Source organism: Ramlibacter tataouinensis, from assembly GCF_001580455.1.
In the GTDB taxonomy this organism is placed as follows: Bacteria; Pseudomonadota; Gammaproteobacteria; order Burkholderiales; family Burkholderiaceae_C; genus Ramlibacter; species Ramlibacter tataouinensis_B.
In genome coordinates, this window is record NZ_CP010951.1 from 1,977,467 (window position 1) to 1,996,354 (window position 18,888).

Annotated in this window: 11 protein-coding genes; 5 read left to right on the forward strand and 6 right to left on the reverse strand. The window is 71.4% G+C overall.

Features of this window, described 5'->3' with window-relative positions; translation table 11 throughout:
- The 3 genes from UC35_RS09605 to UC35_RS09615 form a co-directional block, all read right to left on the reverse strand.
- Positions 1-2,055, reverse strand: a complete 2,055-nt coding sequence (locus tag UC35_RS09605; RefSeq protein WP_061498551.1) for a sensor histidine kinase — start codon at positions 2,053-2,055, stop codon at positions 1-3.
- Positions 2,056-2,239: 184 nt separating this feature from the next.
- Complete coding sequence (locus tag UC35_RS09610; RefSeq protein ID WP_061498554.1) at positions 2,240-3,046, reverse strand: carbon-nitrogen hydrolase family protein; 807 nt, start codon at positions 3,044-3,046, stop codon at positions 2,240-2,242.
- Between the two features lie 63 nt (positions 3,047-3,109).
- Positions 3,110-7,234, reverse strand: a complete 4,125-nt coding sequence (locus UC35_RS09615) for a YhdP family protein (protein ID WP_061498557.1) — start codon at positions 7,232-7,234, stop codon at positions 3,110-3,112.
- 24 nt (positions 7,235-7,258) lie between these two features.
- On the opposite strand from UC35_RS09615, the gene glnE reads away from it, so the two are divergent.
- The 4 genes from glnE to UC35_RS09635 all read left to right on the forward strand — a co-directional run bounded on the left by glnE (position 7,259) and on the right by UC35_RS09635 (position 15,870).
- Complete coding sequence (gene glnE / locus UC35_RS09620) at positions 7,259-10,042, forward strand: bifunctional [glutamate--ammonia ligase]-adenylyl-L-tyrosine phosphorylase/[glutamate--ammonia-ligase] adenylyltransferase (RefSeq protein ID WP_145979390.1); 2,784 nt, start codon at positions 7,259-7,261, stop codon at positions 10,040-10,042.
- A gap of 133 nt (positions 10,043-10,175) precedes the next feature.
- Positions 10,176-11,588, forward strand: a complete 1,413-nt coding sequence (locus tag UC35_RS09625; protein ID WP_061498561.1) for an efflux transporter outer membrane subunit — start codon at positions 10,176-10,178, stop codon at positions 11,586-11,588.
- A gap of 17 nt (positions 11,589-11,605) precedes the next feature.
- Complete coding sequence (locus UC35_RS09630) at positions 11,606-12,739, forward strand: efflux RND transporter periplasmic adaptor subunit (RefSeq protein WP_061498564.1); 1,134 nt, start codon at positions 11,606-11,608, stop codon at positions 12,737-12,739.
- 14 nt (positions 12,740-12,753) lie between these two features.
- Entirely contained in the window at positions 12,754-15,870 is a 3,117-nt protein-coding gene (locus tag UC35_RS09635) for an efflux RND transporter permease subunit (protein ID WP_061503768.1), read from the forward strand.
- A gap of 15 nt (positions 15,871-15,885) precedes the next feature.
- Here the strand turns inward: UC35_RS09635 and rfaE2 are convergent, their stop codons facing one another.
- Both rfaE2 and UC35_RS09645 read right to left on the reverse strand, forming a co-directional pair.
- Positions 15,886-16,362, reverse strand: coding sequence for a D-glycero-beta-D-manno-heptose 1-phosphate adenylyltransferase (gene rfaE2 / locus UC35_RS09640; protein WP_061498567.1), 477 nt, complete (start codon positions 16,360-16,362; stop codon positions 15,886-15,888).
- On the reverse strand, positions 16,359-17,216 hold the full coding sequence (locus UC35_RS09645) for a hypothetical protein (protein WP_061498570.1): 858 nt from the start codon (positions 17,214-17,216) through the stop codon (positions 16,359-16,361). The genes rfaE2 and UC35_RS09645 overlap by 4 nt, the downstream gene beginning before the upstream one ends.
- 82 nt (positions 17,217-17,298) lie before the next feature.
- Here UC35_RS09645 and UC35_RS09650 point away from each other — a divergent pair, with 82 nt between their 5' ends.
- Positions 17,299-17,874: a glutathione peroxidase gene (locus UC35_RS09650; protein WP_061498572.1), complete on the forward strand. Its 576-nt coding sequence runs from the start codon at positions 17,299-17,301 to the stop codon at positions 17,872-17,874.
- A 278-nt stretch (positions 17,875-18,152) separates the two neighbouring features.
- Here the strand turns inward: UC35_RS09650 and UC35_RS09655 are convergent, their stop codons facing one another.
- Positions 18,153-18,770 carry a glutathione S-transferase N-terminal domain-containing protein gene (locus tag UC35_RS09655; RefSeq protein WP_061498578.1) on the reverse strand — a complete coding sequence of 206 codons (618 nt, stop codon included), beginning with the start codon at positions 18,768-18,770 and terminating at the stop codon, positions 18,153-18,155.
- Positions 18,771-18,888: the final 118 nt, after the last annotated feature.

Below are 18,888 nucleotides of genomic sequence, written 5' to 3' on the forward strand. Positions count from 1 at the left end.
TCAGGGGGGGGCGGCCGCCGGCCCGTGCGAGCCGGCCGGCAAGGTGAACCGGAAGATCGTACCGCGCCCCTGGTTGGGCTCGAACACGAGGAATCCCCCATGCTGCTCCACCACCGTGCGGCACAGCGACAGGCCCAGGCCCATGCCCTCGCTCTTGGTGGTGAAGAAAGGCGTGAACAGCTGCCGCTTGACCTCCTCCGAGATGCCCGGCCCGACGTCGGCCACCGAGAACTCCAGCCAGGACGCGGAGCCGTCGGCCCGCCTGACCTCGATGGTCAGCGAAGGGTGGGCCACGCCGGCCTGGTCCATCGCCTGCATCGCATTGCGCGCCAGGTTCAGCAGCACCTGTTCGACCATGGTGCGGTCGCACAGCACCGGCGGCAGGCCGAATCCCAGCCGCACGTCCACGCGCACCCCGAGCTTGCGCGCCTGCAGCGCCACCAGCGGCATGATGGCGTCGATCAGCAGCTGCGGCGACACCGCCTCGCGCTCCTTGTCGCGCCGGCGCACGAAGTCGTGCACGCTCTTGATCACCTTGCCGGCGCGCTCGGCCTGCTGCGCAATGCGGCGCATCGCGGTCTCGATGTCGGCCAGCGGCTCGGACTCGCCGGTGCCGGCCAGCGCCGAGGCCTTCAGCAGGTTGATGGAGCCGGTGGCGTAGCTGGAAATCGCGGCCAGTGGCTGGTTCAGCTCGTGCGACAGCAGCGAGGCCATCTCGCCCACCGTGGCCAGCCTGGCGGTCGCCTGCAGGCGCTCCTGGCTCGCGCGCGACAGCTCCTCGACGCGGCGCTGCTCGCTGATGTCGAGGAAGGCGCTCATCCAGCCGGTCTGCAAGCCCTCGTGGTTGATCAGCGGCGCCTCGAAAATCAGCACCGGGAAGCGCGAGCCGTCCTTGCGCATGAACACCGACTCGTAGCCGTCGCGCGGCGGCTGGTGGTGGCCCGCCAGCCGGATCTCCTGGCGCTTCTGGTATTCGTCGGCCAACTCGGGCGGCCAGTAGGGCGCCGGCGCGCCGCGGCCCAGCAGCTCCTGCGGCGTGAAGCCCACCATGGCGCAGAACGCCGGGTTCACGTAGGTCAGGTGGCCCCGCAGGTCGCGCGCCCGCAGGCCGGTCACCAGCGAATCCTCCATCGCCTTGCGAAAGGCCAGCGCGTCGGCCAGGTCCTGCTCGGCGCGCTGGCGCCGCCGCGTGTCCTTGCCCAGCAGGAACAGCACCCCGAGCAGCGCGATCGACATCGCCGTCACCAGCGCCGTCAGCACGTTCGGGAACAGCTGCGGCGCCCCGCGCCAGCTGTCCATGCGCAGCACGATGGTGTTGCCCGGCAGGTCCAGCAGCTGCTGCGCGGTGAACACGCGGCTGCCCGGGCGCATCGAACCGTGCAGCGCCAGCCGGGTGCCGTCGGGTTCGGTGAAGGACACGTCCTGGCTGCGGGTGAGTTGCGGGCCGAGCATGCTGGCCAGGATCTCGCCGAGCGAATAGGTGGCGACCACGTAGCCGGTGAGTTCGCCGGCGGTCACCAGCGGCAGGCACAGCTCCATGACCTCGATCCCCATGCCGTCGGCCTGCGGCACGAAAAAGCTGCTGGAGTACGCCGGACCGCTCGCGCGCAGCGCGGCCGCGCAGGCCAGCGACACGTCGGAGTGCACGCTGGCGCGTCCCAGCCGCTCGAACACCGGCGCGCGGTACGGCGTGTCGGCGGACATCAGGGTCGCCAGCTTGCTGCTGCGCCATTCGATGCGCACCAGCTCGCGATGCTCGCGCAGCAGGGCCTGCGCCTCCAGCAGCCAGGCGCCGCGGCTCGGGTTGCCCGACTCCAGCGCCTGCAGGCTCTGCACGTTGCGCGTCAGGGCGGCGCGGATGTCGGCCACCGCCTCGGCGGTGTCGCGCTCGAGCCGGCTTTGCACCTCGCTGGTTTCGTAGCGCCCGGCCAGCCAGACCAGCGTGGTGAGCATGCCGGCCACCAGCACGACCAGCAGCGCCCACAGCGACCAGCGCTCATGGGCGGAGCGCCAGCGGCGCCAGGCGGCGACCGCGCCGCCGGCCAGGCCGCTCATACGACAACCTCCGTCCTGCGGGCTGCGGTGCCATGAGCCTTCGGAGCGGCCGTGCGGAGCATTCGATAACCTCCGCCCTTGCGGGCTGCGGTGCTGTGAGCCTTCGGAGCGGCCGTGCGGCTCATTCGACAACCTCCGCCCTTGCGGGCTGCGGTGCTATGAGCCTTCGGAGCGGCCGTGCGGCTCACAGGACCCGGTGCTCCAGCGCCGGCAGCTGGCGGCGCACGCCGGCGAGCCGCTGCGCATCCAGCTGCGCCAGCACCACGCCCTCGCCGGTGTCGCGCTGCGCCAGCACCTGGCCCCAGGGGTCGACCACCATCGTGTGGCCCCAGGTGCGGCGGCCGTTGTCGTGCGTGCCGCCCTGAGCCGGCGCCGCCACGTAGGCCAGGTTCTCGATCGCGCGCGCGCGCAGCAGGGTGTCCCAATGCGCCTCACCGGTCACGGCGGTGAAGGCGCTGGGCACCAGCAGCAGGTCGGCGCCCAGGCGGCGGTACAGCTCCGGGAAGCGCAGGTCATAGCAAACGCTCAGGCCCACCCGCCACAGCGCGCCGCTGCGCGCCCGCAGTTCGAAGGCCACCGGCTCGCCGCCGCCCTCGATCACGCGCGATTCGTCGTAGTGCTCACGGCCGTTGTCGAACTTGAACAGGTGGATCTTGTCGTAGCGCGCCAGCCGCTCGCCCTGCGCCGAAAACACCAGGCTCGCATTGCGCACGCGCCGGTCGTCGCCGGCCGCCAGCGGCAGCGTGCCGCCGACCACGCACAGCCCGAGCTCGCGCGCCGCGCCGGCCAGGAACTCCTGGATCGGCCCCTGGCCGAACGCCTCGCGGGCCGCGAGCTTGTCGCGGTCGCCCTGCGCCATGAGGCAGAAATACTCGGGCAGCACCGCCAGCTCGGCCCCGGCAGCCGCCGCTTCCCCGAGGAGGCGGCGGGCACTGTCCAGGTTGGCCTGCACCGACGCGCCGGAAACCATCTGGATGGCAGCGACCTTCATGCCCCTACTTTAGTGCCACTTCCTTGCACCGTGCCGCCGGCCGGGCCCGAAGCCGGGCGCCCCTCAGTTGCTGCCGGATTTCGCCTTGTCGGCCTGCGCCTCCACCGTGCCGGTGCCGTTGCTGCGGTGGTTCACCCGCGCGATGCGCGGATCGGCCCAGGTGCCGTCGATGTGGAACTCCTGCGTGGCAGCGCGCGCCAGCGGCTCGCGCAGGAACATCTGCGCGAGGAAGGTGCCCAGCCCGATGGCCGGGTTGATGGCCGTGAGCGCCAGCGAGGCGGTGCCGGCGTTGATCTCGGGCACCACCAGCACCCGCAGGTCCTGCGTTTCCCGCCCGATGTCGGCCTTGCCCTCCATCAGCACGGCGGCGTTCACGCCCTTCATCTGCAGGTTGTTGGTGGCGGCGATGCCGTCCTGGATGGTGACGTCGCCGCGCACGAAGTCGAAGGCGAAGCCGTCGCTGAAGACGTCGCGGAAATCCAGCGTGAGGCGCCGCGGCAGCGACTGCAGGCTGAGCACGCCCAGCAGCTTGGCCAGGCCGGGGTCGGCCTTGAGGAACTGCCCGGACTCCATGTTGACGTTGAAGGCGCCGTCCATGGTGGCGTAGTTCAGCGACAGCGGCGAGCCCAGCCAGCCGATCTGGCCATCCATCCGGCCCTTGCCGCCGCGCAGCACGCCCTTGGTGCCCATGCGCGTCAGCAGCTGTCCCGAATCGGCGACGTCGAGGCGGAAGCGCAGCACCGTGCGCATGCGCTCGGGCGTGGCGATGGCGCGCGCCGTCATGGCGTTCGCCACGGCCCAGTTGCCGGTGGCGCTGAAGGCCGCCTCGGGCATGGTCAGGTTCAGCTTGTTCAGGCGCCACTCGCGCCCCGGGCCGCCGCGGTTGACGGCGTCGATCTCCAGCTTGCCAAGCTTCTTGCCGCGCAGTTCGAAGTCATCCACGACGATGTCGAGCCCCGGCAACGCGGCCGGCTGCTCGTCCGCGAGGAAGGATTCGACCTGCTGCGCCGACCCGGCGGCGATCGACGCCCGCGCCAGCCGCGCGTACAGGCGCCCGGCCGCGCCGGCGCCGGGCTGCCGATACTCGACATAGCCGTTGAGCTCGGCGGCATCGACGTTGGCGCGCCAGAGGCCGCCGTCGCGCGCGCCGCCGACCACCACGTTGTGCAGGGTCCGCCCCTGCGCCACCAACTCCTGGGCCCGCACCGCCAGCTGGGTGGGCAGGTAGCCGGCGGCGGCGCCGCTGCCCGCGGCGCTGCGGGACGGGGCGGCCGGTGCGCCGGAGGTGCCGGGCGCAGCCGGTGCCGGGGCCGCCCCGAGCACGCGCTCCCACTGGTCGATGTTGACGTGCGCCAGGTTGATGTTGGCCATCACGCCCTGTTCCGGCAGCGTCACGGTCTCGCCCGGCGCCAGGCCCACGGCGATGGCGCCGCGCAGCACGCGCGTGTCGGCGCCGGTGACGTCGCGCACGAACACCACCGAAGCCACGCGACCGACCTCCACGGTGAGCTGATCCACCAAAGTTGACGCGCCCGGCGCCAGCGATTCGCGCGTCAGCGCGTTCTCGAAGCGCAGCGGCAGCGCGGCCTCGGCGCTCTTGCCCATCGGGGCGGGCAGGTTCAGCGCCAGTCCCTGCAGGTTGCTGGTGACGGCCACTTCGGGCAGGCCGCGGCGGAAATTGAGGTTCACGGCGTAGGCGGCGCTGCCGCTCGCATCGCGCGCCAGCCGCGCCACCAGCCCGAGCTCGCGGGCCTGCCGCAGGCCCTCGGCGGTGGCCGTGCCCTGCGCGCGAATCTGCACCCCGTTGTCCGGCGCGCCCTTGGCGCCCGTGGCCGGCGTGCGGGTGCCGCCCTCGATGCGCACCTCGCCGCCGAGCGCGCGGGCCTGGCCGCCGGCGATCGTGAAGCCGCGCTCGCTGAACGAGACCGTGCCGCGCGCGCGCGCCAGCAGCGGCGTGTCGGGCGTGATCTGGATGTCGTTGCCGGCCAGCGCCACCTGGCCCTGCACCTTGGAGCGGTCCAGCGCCGCAAGCGGCAGTTCCAGCTTGAGCTGGACTTCGGCGTTGCCGTTGCCGCTGGCCTTGGCCAGCGCCTGGTTGATCATCGGCGACACCGGTGAACCGTTGACCACGGCCAGCGCCTCGGCCAGCGGGCCGCGCATCTGGGCGCTGACCGCCACCACCGAGTGGTGGAAGTCGGCGATGCGGGCCTCGGCCTGCACCGCCAGGCCGGGCGCGCCGGCCAGCCGCCCCTTGGCGCCGTTGACCTGCATGCCCTGGCGTTCGAACACCAGCTCGCCGCCCAGGCCGGTGAGCGCGGGCCAAGCGGTGGCGCCGCGCGTCAGAGTGCGCGGCACGAAGGCGAAATTCACGCCCTGCACCTCGGCGCTGACCCTGAACTCGCCCTGCCGCGGATCCTTGAACGGGAAGTCGTGCAGGTCGCCCTTGACCCGGAACCTGCCGCCGGTCGCCACGCCGGCCGTGACCGAATCGCGCACGTAGTCCCGCGCGCTCTTGGGCACATCCAGCGGCAAATAGCGCCAGACGCGCGAACCGTCGGCGCGGCTCACGCTGGCCTGCAGGTCCAGCACCCCGGGCAGGCGGCGGGCGCCGCTGCCGGTGTGCCAGCGGATCTGCGCTTCGCCCTGCGTGTCGGCGTTGGCGAGCTTCAGGTTGTTCACCGCCACCGAGATGTCCTGGCCGTCGATCTTCCACTGCACGTCCGCCGACAGCTCGTCGAGCGGGATCACCGGCTCCTCGAACACCCCCGGCACGTCGACCGCGCCCTTGCGCACCTGCAGCTTGCCCCGGCCGCCGGCCTGGGTGAGCTCGAAATCCACGCTCGCGCCGCGGATGCCGGGCGTGCCGGGGTGCGCCCCGTGGGCGGCGCTGGCCGCCGGCAGCGGCCGGCTGGCGATCTCCAGCCGCGAGGCGCGGCCGCGCGCCTCGTAGCGCAGCGGCTGCTCGCGCGGACCCTCCCACTTGGCGCTGAGCGTCTCCACCAGGCCGCGCGGCGCATAGGCCGCCAGCGCCGCGTGCGTGTCCGGATCCAGCGGCAGCCGCGAGGCGATCTGGCCGAGCGCGAACAGGTCGAGCTTGTCGGCCCGGATTTCGCCGCGCACCGGCACCAGGCCGTGCGCATCGGTCCAGCGCAGGAACACGTTGCCGCCCGGCCAGCGCACGCCTTCCTGCGTCTCGAACTGGAGGTCGCGCGTTTCCACCTCGAAGCCGCCGGCCAGCAATTGCCCGCCGACCCGCCCGGAGATCGACTGCAGCGCCAGTGGCGCCAGCCGGGGCGCCAGTCGCGCATTGACGCCGCCCAGCGCCAGGTCGACGACGCCGCCGGCGATCTGCCCATGCGAGATGTCGGCCCAGGCGCGAACGGCGCCGTGGCCTTCGCTCACCTCGAAGCCGAGGTCGGTGTAGCGGCGCAGCTGCGACACATCCACGCGGGCGAGCTCGCCGTACAACTGCCCCTCCCAGTCCTGCCAGCGGCCCGGGCGCTGCGACAGCAGCGGCTGGCGGAAGATGCCGCGCACGCTGAAACGGTCGCCCCATTCCGGCGGCGGCGTCGCATCGATGCGCAGCGCGTGGCGGCGCGTGCCATTGCGCATGACGACATCCACGCCATCGAGCGTCAGCGGCGGCGCGGCGCGCGCCTCGTCGGTCCAGCGCAGCCGGCCGTTGCGGATGACGAACTCGGTCTGCGAGAACAGCCAGTCGATGCCGCGGCCCTCGGTGTCGCCGCCGCGCGAGAAGTCCAGCCCGGCCACGAAGATGCGCCCGGTGGCGTCGCGCCGGATATCCAGCTCGGGCCGGTCGATGTACAGCTGCTGGAAGCCGAATCTCAAAAGGGAGCGCGGCGACATGGTGGCCAGCACCCGCGGCAGCCGCAGTGCGGCCCGGCCGGCCGGATCCAGCAGCAACACATCGTTGAGCTCGAAGGACGGGACCAGGCCTTCGCTCCTGGCCTCGATGCGGCCGATGCGCACCGGCACGCCCAGCACCTGGCTGGCCTCGGTTTCCAGCGCGGGGCGAAGCTCGCCGATTCGCGGCACAATCCACGCATGAAGCGCACCCCATGCCAGTGCCAGCACCAGCCAGGCTGCCATCAGCAGCCACAGGGCGCCTTTCGCGACAGCTGCGTACGCCTTCAGGCGGCGTGAGGGTGTCGGCGGGCGGTCGTTCATGAAAGCTTCGGTGTGGCAGGAATTATGACCCCCCGCCCCTGCATGGGTTCGTCGCATCCGGCCGCGTCGGCGCAGGAAAACACCACATCCGGAGATGGCAGCGGCGAGCACCCGCCCCTGTCCGCTTATTCGCGCTTCGCCCAGCGCCTGCGGCGGCGCTATGCCGGCGAGCTGGCGCTGCTGCCGCCGGGCATGCCGGGGCGCGAGGCCCTGACGCAGGCGTACGACAGCCTACGCGCGCGCGGCCACGACCTGGGCGCCGCCCTGCGCATCCTGCGCCAGCTGGTGATGGAACGGCTCATCGTGCTCGACTGCGACGGCGGCGCCTCGCTCGCCGCGGTCACCGGCTGCAAGAGCGAGTTGGCCGGCTTCGCGCTCGACCTGGCCTGCCGCGATGCCGAGCGCGAGCTCGATGTCCAGCACGGCGCGCCGCGCACGCCCGAGGGCGAGCGGGCGCAGCTGTGGATCGTGGGCATGGGCAAGCTCGGTGCCCGCGAGCTCAATGTCTCCAGCGACATCGACCTGATCTACGTCTACGACCAGGACGGCGAGACCGACGGCGCGCCGGACGGGCGCGGCCGCATCACCAACCACGAGTACTTCGCCAAGGCGGTCAAGATCATCTACATGCTGGTGGGCGAGCCGACCGAGCACGGCTTCGTGTTCCGGGTGGACACCGCGCTGCGGCCCAACGGCAACTCGGGCCCGCCGGTGGTCTCGCTCGGCGCGCTGGAGGAATACTTCATGGTGCAGGGGCGCGAGTGGGAGCGCTTCGCCTGGCTCAAGAGCCGGGTGGTGGCGCCGCGCGCCGCGGTCGACGGCGGCTCGGCGCAGGGGCTGCGCGGCACGGTGCTGCCCTTCGTGTTCCGCCGTTACCTGGACTACAACGTCTTCGATTCGCTGCGCGTGCTGCACAAGCAGATCCGCGACCACGCCGCCAAGCGCAGCGCCGGCCGCCCGGAACGGGCCAACGACGTCAAGCTCTCGCGCGGCGGCATCCGCGAGATCGAATTCACCGTGCAGTTGCTGCAGGTGGTGCGCGGCGGCCAATTCCCGGAACTGCGCACCCGGCCGACGCTGCAGGCGCTGCAGCGGGTGGCCGCAGCGGGCTTGATGCCGCAGGCCACGGCCGACGCGCTGGCCAGCGCCTACACCTTCCTGCGCCGGGTCGAGCACCGCATCCAGTACCTGGACGACCAGCAGACGCACGTGCTGCCCATGGGCCGGGCCAGCGATGACGGGGACCTCGCCTGGATCGCCGAGGCCATGGGCTTCGCCGATTGCTGCGCCTTCCTGCACGAACTCGATCGCCAGCGCGAGTTCGTCGCCCAGGAGTTCGACACCCTGCTGGGCGGCGCGACCGAGTGCAAGCGTTGCAACGGCGGCGGCAAGGCGGCCGCCGCGCCGGATCTCGAGACCCTGCTGGAGCAACTGCCGCCGCAGCTGCGCGAGCGGGTCGCGCAATGGGCCCGGCACCCGCGCGTGTTGGCCCTGCGCGAGGACGCGCGGGCGCGGCTGGCGCGGCTGGTGGCGCGCACCGCGCAGTGGCTGGAAGAGGGCCGCGTCGGCGAGCTGGCCGCCGTGCGCATGGCCGACTGGATCGAGCCGCTGCTGCGGCGCGCCAGCTACCTCGCGCTGCTGTGGGAGCGGCCGAGCGTGCACGAGCGCCTGCTGCGCCTGCTGGGCGCGGCACGCTGGCCCGCGCGCTACCTGCTGCAGCACCCGGGGGTGATCGATGAACTGGCGAGCGAGCAGCTGCTGTCCGAGCGCTTCAGCGCGCGCGACTTCGAAAAGGACCTGGAGGACCGCCGCCGCGCGCTGCAGATCACCGGCGAGGACGACGACGAAGCCCTGCTGAACCTCCTGCGGCGCGCCCACCATGCCGAGGTGTTCCGCACGCTGGCGCGCGACGTCGAGGGCCGGCTCACGGTGGAGCAGGTCGCCGACGACCTGAGCGCGCTGGCCGACAGCGTGCTGCGCGTGACGGCGCGCTGGTGCTGGCAACGCCTGAAGCAGCGCCATCGCGAGACGCCGCAGTTCGGCATCATCGGCTACGGCAAGCTGGGCGGCAAGGAACTGGGCTACGGCAGCGACCTCGACATCGTGTTCGTCTACGAGGATGAGGACGAGCGGGCGCCCGAGGCCTATGGCGCCCTGGTGCGCAAGCTGATCAACTGGCTGTCGACCAAGACCGCCGAAGGCGACCTGTTCGAGATCGACACCGCCCTGCGGCCCAACGGCAGCTCGGGCCTGCTGATCACCACCTTCCAGGCCTACGCCAACTACCAGCAGCAGCGCGGCAGCAACACCGCCTGGACCTGGGAGCACCAGGCCATGACGCGCGCGCGCTTCGTGCTCGGCATGGAATCGCTGGCGCCGCGCTTCGATGCGGTGCGCGAGGCCGTGATCACCGCGCCGCGCGACCACGCCGCGCTGCGCAAGGAAATCGTGGCGATGCGCGAGAAGGTGGCCGCCGCGCGCCCGGTCAAGCCCGGCCGCTTCGACGTCAAGCACAGCCCCGGCGGCATGGTCGACGCCGAGTTCGCGGTGCAGTACCTGGTGCTGTCGCAGTCCGGACGGCACCGCGAGCTGATCCCCAACGTCGGCAACATCGCGCTGCTGGGCCGCGCCGAGGCCGCCGGCCTGCTGCCGGCGGGCGTCGGCGAGAACGCCGCCCAGGCCTATCGCGAACTGCGGCGCGTGCAGCACCAGGCGCGCCTGAACGAAGAGCCGACGCAACTGCCCGAAGATGCGCTGGCGCCGCAGCGCGAAGCGGTGCTGGCGCTGTGGCGCGCGGTCTTCGATTGAGCGGCCGCGGCCTCATTCCGGCGTCAGGATCCCTCGCGACACGGTGTTAGGCTTGCGCCTTGCGCGCCCGCGCCGCCGCCGCACGAGGACGGCTGTGCGCGGCGGGCTTCGCATCCCGACCCGGGAAGGATTCATGAAACGTACGCTTTGCATGGCCGCGCTGGTCGCGGCCGCCCTGTCCGGCTGCGCCGTATCCCGCCCGCCGGCGCAGGCACCGGCCGCGGTGCCCGGCGAGTGGCAGGCGCCGCTGCCGCACAACGGCGCGGTCCCCGAATTGAGCCAGTGGTGGCGGCAGTTCGACGATCCCCTGCTGGTCGACCTGGTGGATGCCGCCCAGGCGGTGAGCCCGACGGTGGCCAGCGCGCGCTCGCGCATCGAGCAGGTGCGCGCCGCCCGCGTGGCCGCCGGCGCGGCGCTGCTGCCCGCGGTGGACGCCTTCGCCAGCGCCGAGCGCGGCAACAGCCAGCCGCCACTGCCGCTGCTGACCGTCACGCAGGCCGGCCTGCAGGCCTCCTGGGAGATCGACCTGTTCGGCGGCAACCGCGCCGCCGCCGATGCGGCACAGGCGCGATTGATCGGCGCCCACGCCGGCTGGCATGAGGCGCGCGTGTCGGTCGCGGCCGAAACAGCCCTCAGCTACATCGGCCTGCGCACCTGCCAGCTGCAGCTGGCCATCGCCGACAACGACGCCCAGTCGCGCGCCGAGACGGCGCGCCTGGCCGACCTCAGCGAGCGCGCCGGCTTCACCGCGCCGGCCACCGCCGCCCTGGCGCGCGCCAGCGCCTCCGAAGGCGCGGCGCGGGCGCGCCAGCAACGCGCGCAGTGCGAGATCGAGGTGAAGGCGCTGGTGGCGCTGACCGCCCTGCCGGAGCCGCAGCTGCGCTCGCGGCTCACCGCCCCCGGCCCCGGCCCGGCGCGCACCGCCGTGCTGATGAACGTGGCCTCGGTGCCGGCGCAGGTGCTGGCGCAACGGCCGGACATCTACCAGGCCGAACTCGAAGTCGCCGCCGCCAGCGCCGACGTCGGCAGCGCGCGGGCGCAGCGCTTCCCGCGTTTGTCGCTGTCCGGCTCGATCGCCGCCGGCGTGGTGCGCACCGGCGGCGTCAACACCGATGCGCAGACCTGGTCGGTCGGCCCGCTGGCCCTGAGCCTGCCGGTGTTCGATGGCGGCCGCCGCGCCGCCGACGTCGACGCGGCGCAGGCGCGCTACGAGGAAGCGGCGGCCCTGTACCGGGCGCGCGTGCGCAACGCGGTGCGCGAGGTCGAAGAGTCGCTGGTGACGCTGGAGAGCACCCGCGCGCGCGAGGAAGACGTGCAGCGCGCGGTGGACGGCTACCGCGTCTCCTTCGCCGCCACGCAGGCACGCTGGCAGGGCGGGCTGGCCAGCCTGGTGGAACTGGAGGAAGTGCGCCGCACGCTGCTGGTGGCCGAGCTCACGCTGGTCGGCCTGCAACGCGATCGCAGCGCAGCCTGGATCGCGCTGTACCGCGCGGTGGGCGGCGGCTGGGCGCGGCCGGCGGCGGAAACCGCGCTGGCGCAACCTTGAAAGAACAAAGCAAAGCAATGAAACCGACAAGATTCCAACTGGCCGCCGGCGTGATCGCGCTGGCCGTGGTCGCGCTGGCCGCCGTGTTCTTCACCCAGGGCGGCAAGGCGCCGCAGGAGCCGGCCAAGGTGGTCAAGCCGGCGCTCACCGTGACGGCCGTGACGCCGCGCAAGGTGAACCTGCCCCTGAAGCTGGCGGCCAACGGCAACATCGCGGCGTGGCAGGAAGCCAGCATCGGCGCCGAGGCCGGCGGCCTGCGGCTGACGCAGGTGCTGGTCAACGTCGGCGACCGGGTGCAGAAGGGCCAGGTGCTGGCCACGCTCGCCGCCGACACCGCGCGCGCCGAGGCCGCGCAGTCGCGCGCCACGCTGGCCGAAGCCGAGGCGGCCGCGGCCGACGCGGCCAACAATGCGGCGCGCGCCCGCACACTGCAGGACACCGGCGCGCTCAGCGCCGCGCAGATCAACCAGTACCTGACGGCGGAGAAGACGGCGCAGGCCAAGGTCGAGGCGGCGCGGGCGCTGGTGCAGGCGCAGCAGGCGCGCCTGTCGCAGACCGAGGTGCTGGCGCCCGACAGCGGCGTGATCTCGGCGCGCACCGCCACCGTGGGCGCGGTGCTGGGCCCCGGCACAGAGCTGTTCCGACTGATCCGGCAGGGCCGGCTCGAGTGGCGCGCCGAAGTCACCTCCAGCGAACTCGGCCACATCAACGCCGGCACCAGCGTGCTGGTCACGGCGGCCAGCGGCGCGCGGCTGGCGGGCAAGGTGCGCATGATCGCCCCGACGGTGGACCCGCAGACCCGCGCAGCGCTGGTGTACGTGGACCTCACGCCGGTGCCGGGCGCGCCCGCCACGGCGCGCGCCGGCATGTTCGCGCGCGGCGAGTTCGAACTCGGCTCGGCCCCCGCGCTCACCGTGCCGCAGGCGGCGATCGTGATGCGCGAGGGCTTCAGCTACGTGTTCGTGCTGGGGCCGGACAACCGCGTCGCCCTGGCCAAGGTGCAGACCGGGCGCAGCGCCGGCGACCTGGTCGAGATCCAGGGCGGGCTGGCGGCCGAGGCGCGCATCGTCGCCACCGGCGCCGGCTTCCTCAACGACGGTGACCTGGTGCGCGTGACCGAAGCGCAGGCCAGCGCCGCGGCGGCACGTTAGGAAGCGCCGCCATGATGAACGTTTCTTCCTGGTCGATCCGCAACCCGATCCCGGCGGTGATGCTGTTCGTGCTGCTCACCTTCGGCGGCTTCATGGCGTTCAACGCCATGAAGGTGCAGAACTTCCCGGACATCGACCTGCCCACCGTGCTGGTCACCGCCTCGCTGCCCGGTGCCGCGCCGGGGCAGCTGGAGACCGATGTCGCGCGCAAGATCGAAAACTCGGTCGCCACGCTGCAGGGCCTCAAGCACGTCTACACCAAGGTGCAGGACGGCACCGTCACCATCACCGCCGAGTTCCGGCTGGAAAAGCCGGTGCAGGAGGCGGTGGACGACGTGCGATCGGCGGTCTCGCGGGTGCGCGCCGACCTGCCGGCCGACCTGCGCGATCCCATCATCACCAAGATGGACCTGGCCAGCCAGCCGGTGCTGGCGTTCACCATCTCCTCGCCGCGCATGGACGAGGAAGCGCTGTCCTGGTTCGTCGACAACGACGTCTCGCGCAAGCTGCTGGCGGTGCGCGGGGTGGGCGCGGTCAACCGCGTCGGCGGCGTCAGCCGCGAGATCCGCGTCGCGCTCGACCCGCTGCGGCTGGAGGCGCTGGGCGTCACCGCCGCCGACATCTCGCGCCAGCTGCGCCAGGTGCAGACCGAAAGCGCGGGCGGGCGCACCGACCTGGGCGGCGCCGAGCAGCCGGTGCGCACCATCGCCACGGTGCAGACCGCGCGGCAGATCGCCGACATGGAGATCTCCCTGCCGCCGGCCGGCCAGGGGCCGTCGCGCCGCATCCGCCTGTCCGACGTCGCCGCCGTCAGCGACACCATCGCCGAGCCGCGCGCGGCGGCCCTGCTCGACGGCAAGCCGGTAGTCGGCTTCGAAGTGGCGCGCAGCCGCGGCGAAAGCGAGGTGGCCGTCGGCGCGGCGGTGCACAAGGCGCTGGCCGAACTCAAGCAGCAGCGTCCCGACATCGAGCTGGTGCAGGCCTTCGACTTCGTGACGCCGGTCGAGGAGGAATACGAGGGCTCGCTGCACCTGCTGTACGAGGGCGCCGCCCTGGCCGTGCTGGTGGTCTGGCTGTTCCTGCGCGACTGGCGCGCCACCTTCGTGTCGGCGGTGGCGCTGCCGATGTCGGTGATTCCGGCCTTCGTCGGCATGTACTGGCTCGGGTTCTCGGTCAACGTGGTGACGTTGCTGGCGCTGTCGCTGGTGGTCGGCATCCTGGTGGATGACGCCATCGTCGAGGTCGAGAACATCGTGCGCCACCTGCGCATGGGCAAGACGCCCTACCAGGCGGCGATGGAGGCGGCCGACGAGATCGGGCTGGCGGTGATCGCCACCACCTTCACCCTGATCGCGGTGTTCCTGCCGACCGCCTTCATGAGCGGCGTCGCCGGCAAGTTCTTCAAGCAGTTCGGCTGGACCGCCTCGCTGGCGGTGTTCGCCTCGCTGGTGGTGGCGCGCGTGCTGACGCCGATGATGGCGGCCTACCTGCTCAAGCCGGCGGCCGGCGGCCACGGCGACCCGAAGTGGATGCAGATCTACCTGCGCGCAGTGAACTGGAGCATGCGGCACCGGCTGGCCACCTTCGTGCTGTCCGGGCTGTTCTTCTTCGGCTCGATCGCGCTGATCCCGCTGCTGCCCACCGGCTTCATCCCGGCCGACGACAACTCGCAGACCCAGGTCTACCTGGAACTGGCGCCCGGCTCCACCCTGGCCCAGACCCAGGCCACCGCCGAGCGGGCGCGCTCGATGATCATGAAGGTGGCGCACGTCAAGAGCGTCTACACCACCATCGGCGGCGGCAGCGCCGGCGGCGACCCGTTCGCGATGAGCGGCGCCGCCGAGCCGCGCAAGGCGACGCTGACCATCCAGCTCGAGGAGCGCACCCAGCGGCCGCGCAAGCAGGGCATCGAGAACGCGATCCGCGCCGCGCTCGAGCCGCTGCCGGGTGTGCGCACCAAGGTCGGGCTGGGCGGCTCGGGCGAGAAATACATCCTGGTGCTGACCAGTGAGGACCCGCAGGCGCTGACCGGCGCGGCGCTCGCGGTGGAGAAGGACCTGCGCACCATCCCCGGCCTGGGCAGCGTGGCCTCCACCGCCAGCCTGATCCGGCCGGAGATCGCGGTGCGGCCGGACTTCGCGCGCGCCGCCGACCTGGGCGTGACCAGCAACGCGATCGCCGAGACGCTGCGCGTGGCGACGGCCGGCGACTACGACGTCGCGCTGCCCAAGCTGAACCTGTCGCAGCGCCAGGTGCCCATCGTGGTCAAGCTCGAAGAGCACGCGCGGCGCGACCTCGCCTTGCTGGAGCGGCTGGCCGTGCCCGGCGCGCGCGGGCCGGTGATGCTGGGGCAGGTGGCCAGCCTGCAGATGGCCGGCGGCCCGGCGGTGATCGACCGCTACGACCGCTCGCGCAACGTCAACTTCGAGATCGAGCTGTCGGGCCTGCCGCTGGGCGACGTCAAGAACGCGGTGCAGGAACTGCCGGCGATCAAGCACCTGCCGGCCGGCGTGCGCGTCGTCGAGGTGGGCGATGCCGAGGTGATGGGCGAACTGTTCGCCAGCTTCGGCCTGGCCATGCTGACCGGCGTGCTGTGCATCTACATCGTGCTGGTGCTGCTGTTCAAGGACTTCCTGCACCCGGTCACCATCCTGGCCGCCTTGCCGCTGTCGCTGGGCGGCGCCTTCGTCGGCCTGCTGATCGCGCAGAAGAGTTTTTCGATGCCCTCGCTGATCGGCCTGATCATGCTGATGGGGATCGCGACCAAGAACTCGATCCTGCTGGTGGAGTACGCCATCGTGGCGCGGCGCGACCACGGCCTGTCGCGCTTCGATGCGCTGCTGGACGCCTGCCACAAGCGCGCGCGCCCCATCATCATGACCACCATCGCCATGGGCGCGGGCATGCTGCCGATCGCCATCGGCTTCGGCACCGCCGACCCGAGCTTCCGCTCGCCGATGTCGATCGCGGTGATCGGCGGGCTGATCACCTCCACGGTGCTGAGCCTGCTGGTGATTCCGGTGGTGTTCACCTACATGGACGACGTGGAGCACTTCATCCGGCGCAGCAGCACCCGGTTGCGCGACGCCCTGCGGCGCAAGCGCGGCGCACAGGCGCAGGCAGCCGAATGACCAGGCCTGACGGCCCTAGGCCGAACGAATGCGATTGACGAGGGCGGTGGTCGAGTAGCCCTGCACGAAGGGTATCGCCAGCGCCCGCCCGCCGTAGCCGCGCACGACCTGCGCCTCGGCGAGCTTGTCCATGTCGTAGTCGCCGCCCTTGACCAGCACCGCGGGCCGCAGTTCCTGGATCAACTCCAGCGGGGTGTCCTCGTCGAACCAGGTCACCAGCGACACCGACTCCAGCGCCGCCATCACCACCGCGCGGTCCTGCTCCCGGTTCAGGGGCCGGTCCGCGCCCTTGCCCAGGCGGCGGGCCGAAGCATCGGTGTTGAGCGCCACCACCAGGCTGGCGCCGAGCTCGCGCGCCTGCGCCAGGTAGGTCACATGCCCGCGATGCAGCACGTCGAACACGCCGTTGGTGAACACCACCGGTTGCGGCAGCTGCGCGATGCGCGACGGCGCGGCGGCGCGCGCAACGATCTTGGAGAGGAAGGCGCTCACGCCGGCTGCGCCGTGGGCCCGCCGGAGAGGCTCGCGGCCAGCTCCCTGCGGTAGCGGTTGAGTTCCTGCACGGTCCTGAAGCTGCGGTCCATCAGCAGGCTCATGTTGTGCAGGATGCGATCGACCACCTTGTTTTCCCAGGCGGCGTCGAAGTTGATCTGCTTGTCCAGCCAGTGCTCCAGCCACTCGGGGTTGGGCAGGCGCGACTGGATGGTGTCGCGCGGGAACAGTTGCCTGTTCACGTGCAGGTTGGTCGGGTGCAGCGCCTGCGCCGTGCGGCGGGCGCTGGCCATCAGTACGCCGACCTTGGCAAAGGCCGACTTGGCTTCGGCGCCGAAGTTGTTGATCGCGCGCTTCATGTAGCGCAGGTAGGCGCCGCCGTGCCGCGCCTCGTCCTGCGACAGCGTGGTGTAGATGTGCTTGATCACCGGCTCGCTGTGCCACTCGGCGGCGCGGCGGTACCAGTGGTTCAGGCGGATCTCGCCGCAGAAATGCAGCATCAGCGTCTCCAGCGCCGGCGCCGGCTCGAACTCGAAGCGGATCTCGTGCAGTTCCTGCTCGCTCGGGGCCAGTTCGGGGCGGAAGCGCTTGAGGTACTCCATGAGCACCAGCGAATGCTTCTGCTCCTCGAAGAACCAGATCGACATGAAGGCCGAGAAATCCGAGTCGTCGCGGTTGTCGCGCAGGAACATCTCGGTGGCCGGCAGCGCCGCCCACTCGGTGATCGCGTTCATCTTGATGGTCTGCGCCTGCTCATCCGTCAGTTTCGCGCCGTCGAATGCCGACCAGGGGATGTCCTTGTCCATGTCCCAGCGGACGGATTCGAGTTGCTTGAATAATTCGGGATAGAGCATGGGTGTGCCTGGACGAACTGCCCGGATTTTAGGCGTCGGTCCAGGTCGCCCGCACGGGGCCCTGCCCCAAGGAGCCTTCCGTATGACACTTGCCAACCGCTGCCTCGCCTTGCTTGCCGCCCTGCTTCTGGCCTCTGGCGCCGGCCTGCCGGCCCGCGCCGCCGATGCCCCGCCCGGCGCCTGCCCGGCCACCCTGAACCACACCTTCGCCCGGCTGCAGGACGAGAAGCCGCAGTCGCTGTGCCAGTACGCCGGCCGCGTGCTGCTGGTGGTCAACACGGCCAGCTATTGCGGCTTCACACCTCAGTACAAGGGACTGGAGGCGCTGTACGACAAGTACAAGGGCCGCGGGCTGGTGGTGCTCGGCTTTCCCTCGAACGACTTCCTGCAGGAAAAAAGCAGCAACCGCGAGATCGCCGAGTTCTGCGAGAACACCTTTGGTGTGAAGTTCCCCATGTTCGCCGCCTCGCACGTGCGCGGCAGCGACGCCAATCCGCTGTTCCGTCAGCTGGAGACGCAAACCGGCACGTCGGTGAAGTGGAATTTCTACAAGTACCTGATCGGCCGTGACGGCAGCATCGTGGCCGGCTACAACAGCAAGACCACGCCGGAAGACGCGGCCCTGTTGCGCGAGATCGAAAAGCAGCTGGCGCGGTGACTCCGCGCAGCGGGCGCGGTTCACAAAGATTTACCTCGTAAAGTTGCTGCCGCACTTGGAACCGCCGCGTGGCGTCCCTACTCTATGGACCAGAGAGGAAGGAGCCCATCCCCAGTTATCGCTGCGAAGCCTCCCGGCGCCACGCGTGCCGGCTGCAATCCTGAAACGACTCTTCTCCTCCTCCCTCCCTCCCTCCTTCGTTTCAGGGCGCTTCGCAGCCCTTTGTGCAAAAGAAAACGCCCCGGAACGGGGCGTTTTTCATTGGGGCCGCCGGCGGCTCAGGCGGGCCTGGTGTCGGCGAAGCTCGGGCGCTGCATCAGCCGTTCCTGCAGCCGGCCCAGGTTGGGATAGTCATGGCGCCAGTCGATATCGGGGAAGCGGAAGTCCAGGTAGCCCAGCGCGCAGCCGACCGCGATGTCCGCCAGGCTCAACTGCTTGCCGGCGGCGCAGAAGGTCTTCTCGCCCAGGCCTTGGCTCATGGCCTTCAGGCTGGCGTCGACTTTGGACAGCTGCCGGTCGATCCAGGCCTGGCTGCGCTGGGCCTTCTGCCGGCCCGCCCAGTTCGCTTCCAGCCGCGCCAGGATGGACGCGTCGAGCACGCCGTCGGCCAGCGCCTCCCAGGTCTTGACCTCGGCGCGCTCGCGTCCCATCGCGGGAATGAGCTTGCCCACCGGCGACAGGGTGTCCAGGTACTCGACGATGACGCGCGAGTCGAACAGGGCCTCGCCGCCCTCCATCACCAGGCACGGGACCTTGCCCAGCGGATTGGACTGGGCGATGGTGGTGTCGGCCGCCCACACGTCCTCCAGCACGAACTCGTAGTCCAGCCTTTTTTCCGCCATCACGATGCGCACTTTGCGCACGTAGGGGCTGGAGGTGGCTCCGATCAATTTCATGGGAGGGCTTTCCTGGATGTTCGCGTGACCGTACGGACGCCCATTCTAGCGAGCCAAGCTCGTGCGTCCGGGTGGCGCCGGCCAGGGCGCGGGTCCCGGCCCGGCGCGCGGGCCCGCC

Coding starts and splice junctions, on each gene's coding strand:
- UC35_RS09605 (WP_061498551.1), bottom strand. CDS start 2,055: ATGAGCGGCCTGGCCGGCGGCGCGGTCGCCGCCTGGCGCCGCTGGCGC.
- UC35_RS09610 (WP_061498554.1), bottom strand. CDS start 3,046: ATGAAGGTCGCTGCCATCCAGATGGTTTCCGGCGCGTCGGTGCAGGCC.
- UC35_RS09615 (WP_061498557.1), bottom strand. CDS start 7,234: ATGAACGACCGCCCGCCGACACCCTCACGCCGCCTGAAGGCGTACGCA.
- glnE (WP_145979390.1), top strand. CDS start 7,259: ATGACCCCCCGCCCCTGCATGGGTTCGTCGCATCCGGCCGCGTCGGCG.
- UC35_RS09625 (WP_061498561.1), top strand. CDS start 10,176: ATGAAACGTACGCTTTGCATGGCCGCGCTGGTCGCGGCCGCCCTGTCC.
- UC35_RS09630 (WP_061498564.1), top strand. CDS start 11,606: ATGAAACCGACAAGATTCCAACTGGCCGCCGGCGTGATCGCGCTGGCC.
- UC35_RS09635 (WP_061503768.1), top strand. CDS start 12,754: ATGAACGTTTCTTCCTGGTCGATCCGCAACCCGATCCCGGCGGTGATG.
- UC35_RS09645 (WP_061498570.1), bottom strand. CDS start 17,216: ATGCTCTATCCCGAATTATTCAAGCAACTCGAATCCGTCCGCTGGGAC.
- UC35_RS09650 (WP_061498572.1), top strand. CDS start 17,299: ATGACACTTGCCAACCGCTGCCTCGCCTTGCTTGCCGCCCTGCTTCTG.
- UC35_RS09655 (WP_061498578.1), bottom strand. CDS start 18,770: ATGAAATTGATCGGAGCCACCTCCAGCCCCTACGTGCGCAAAGTGCGC.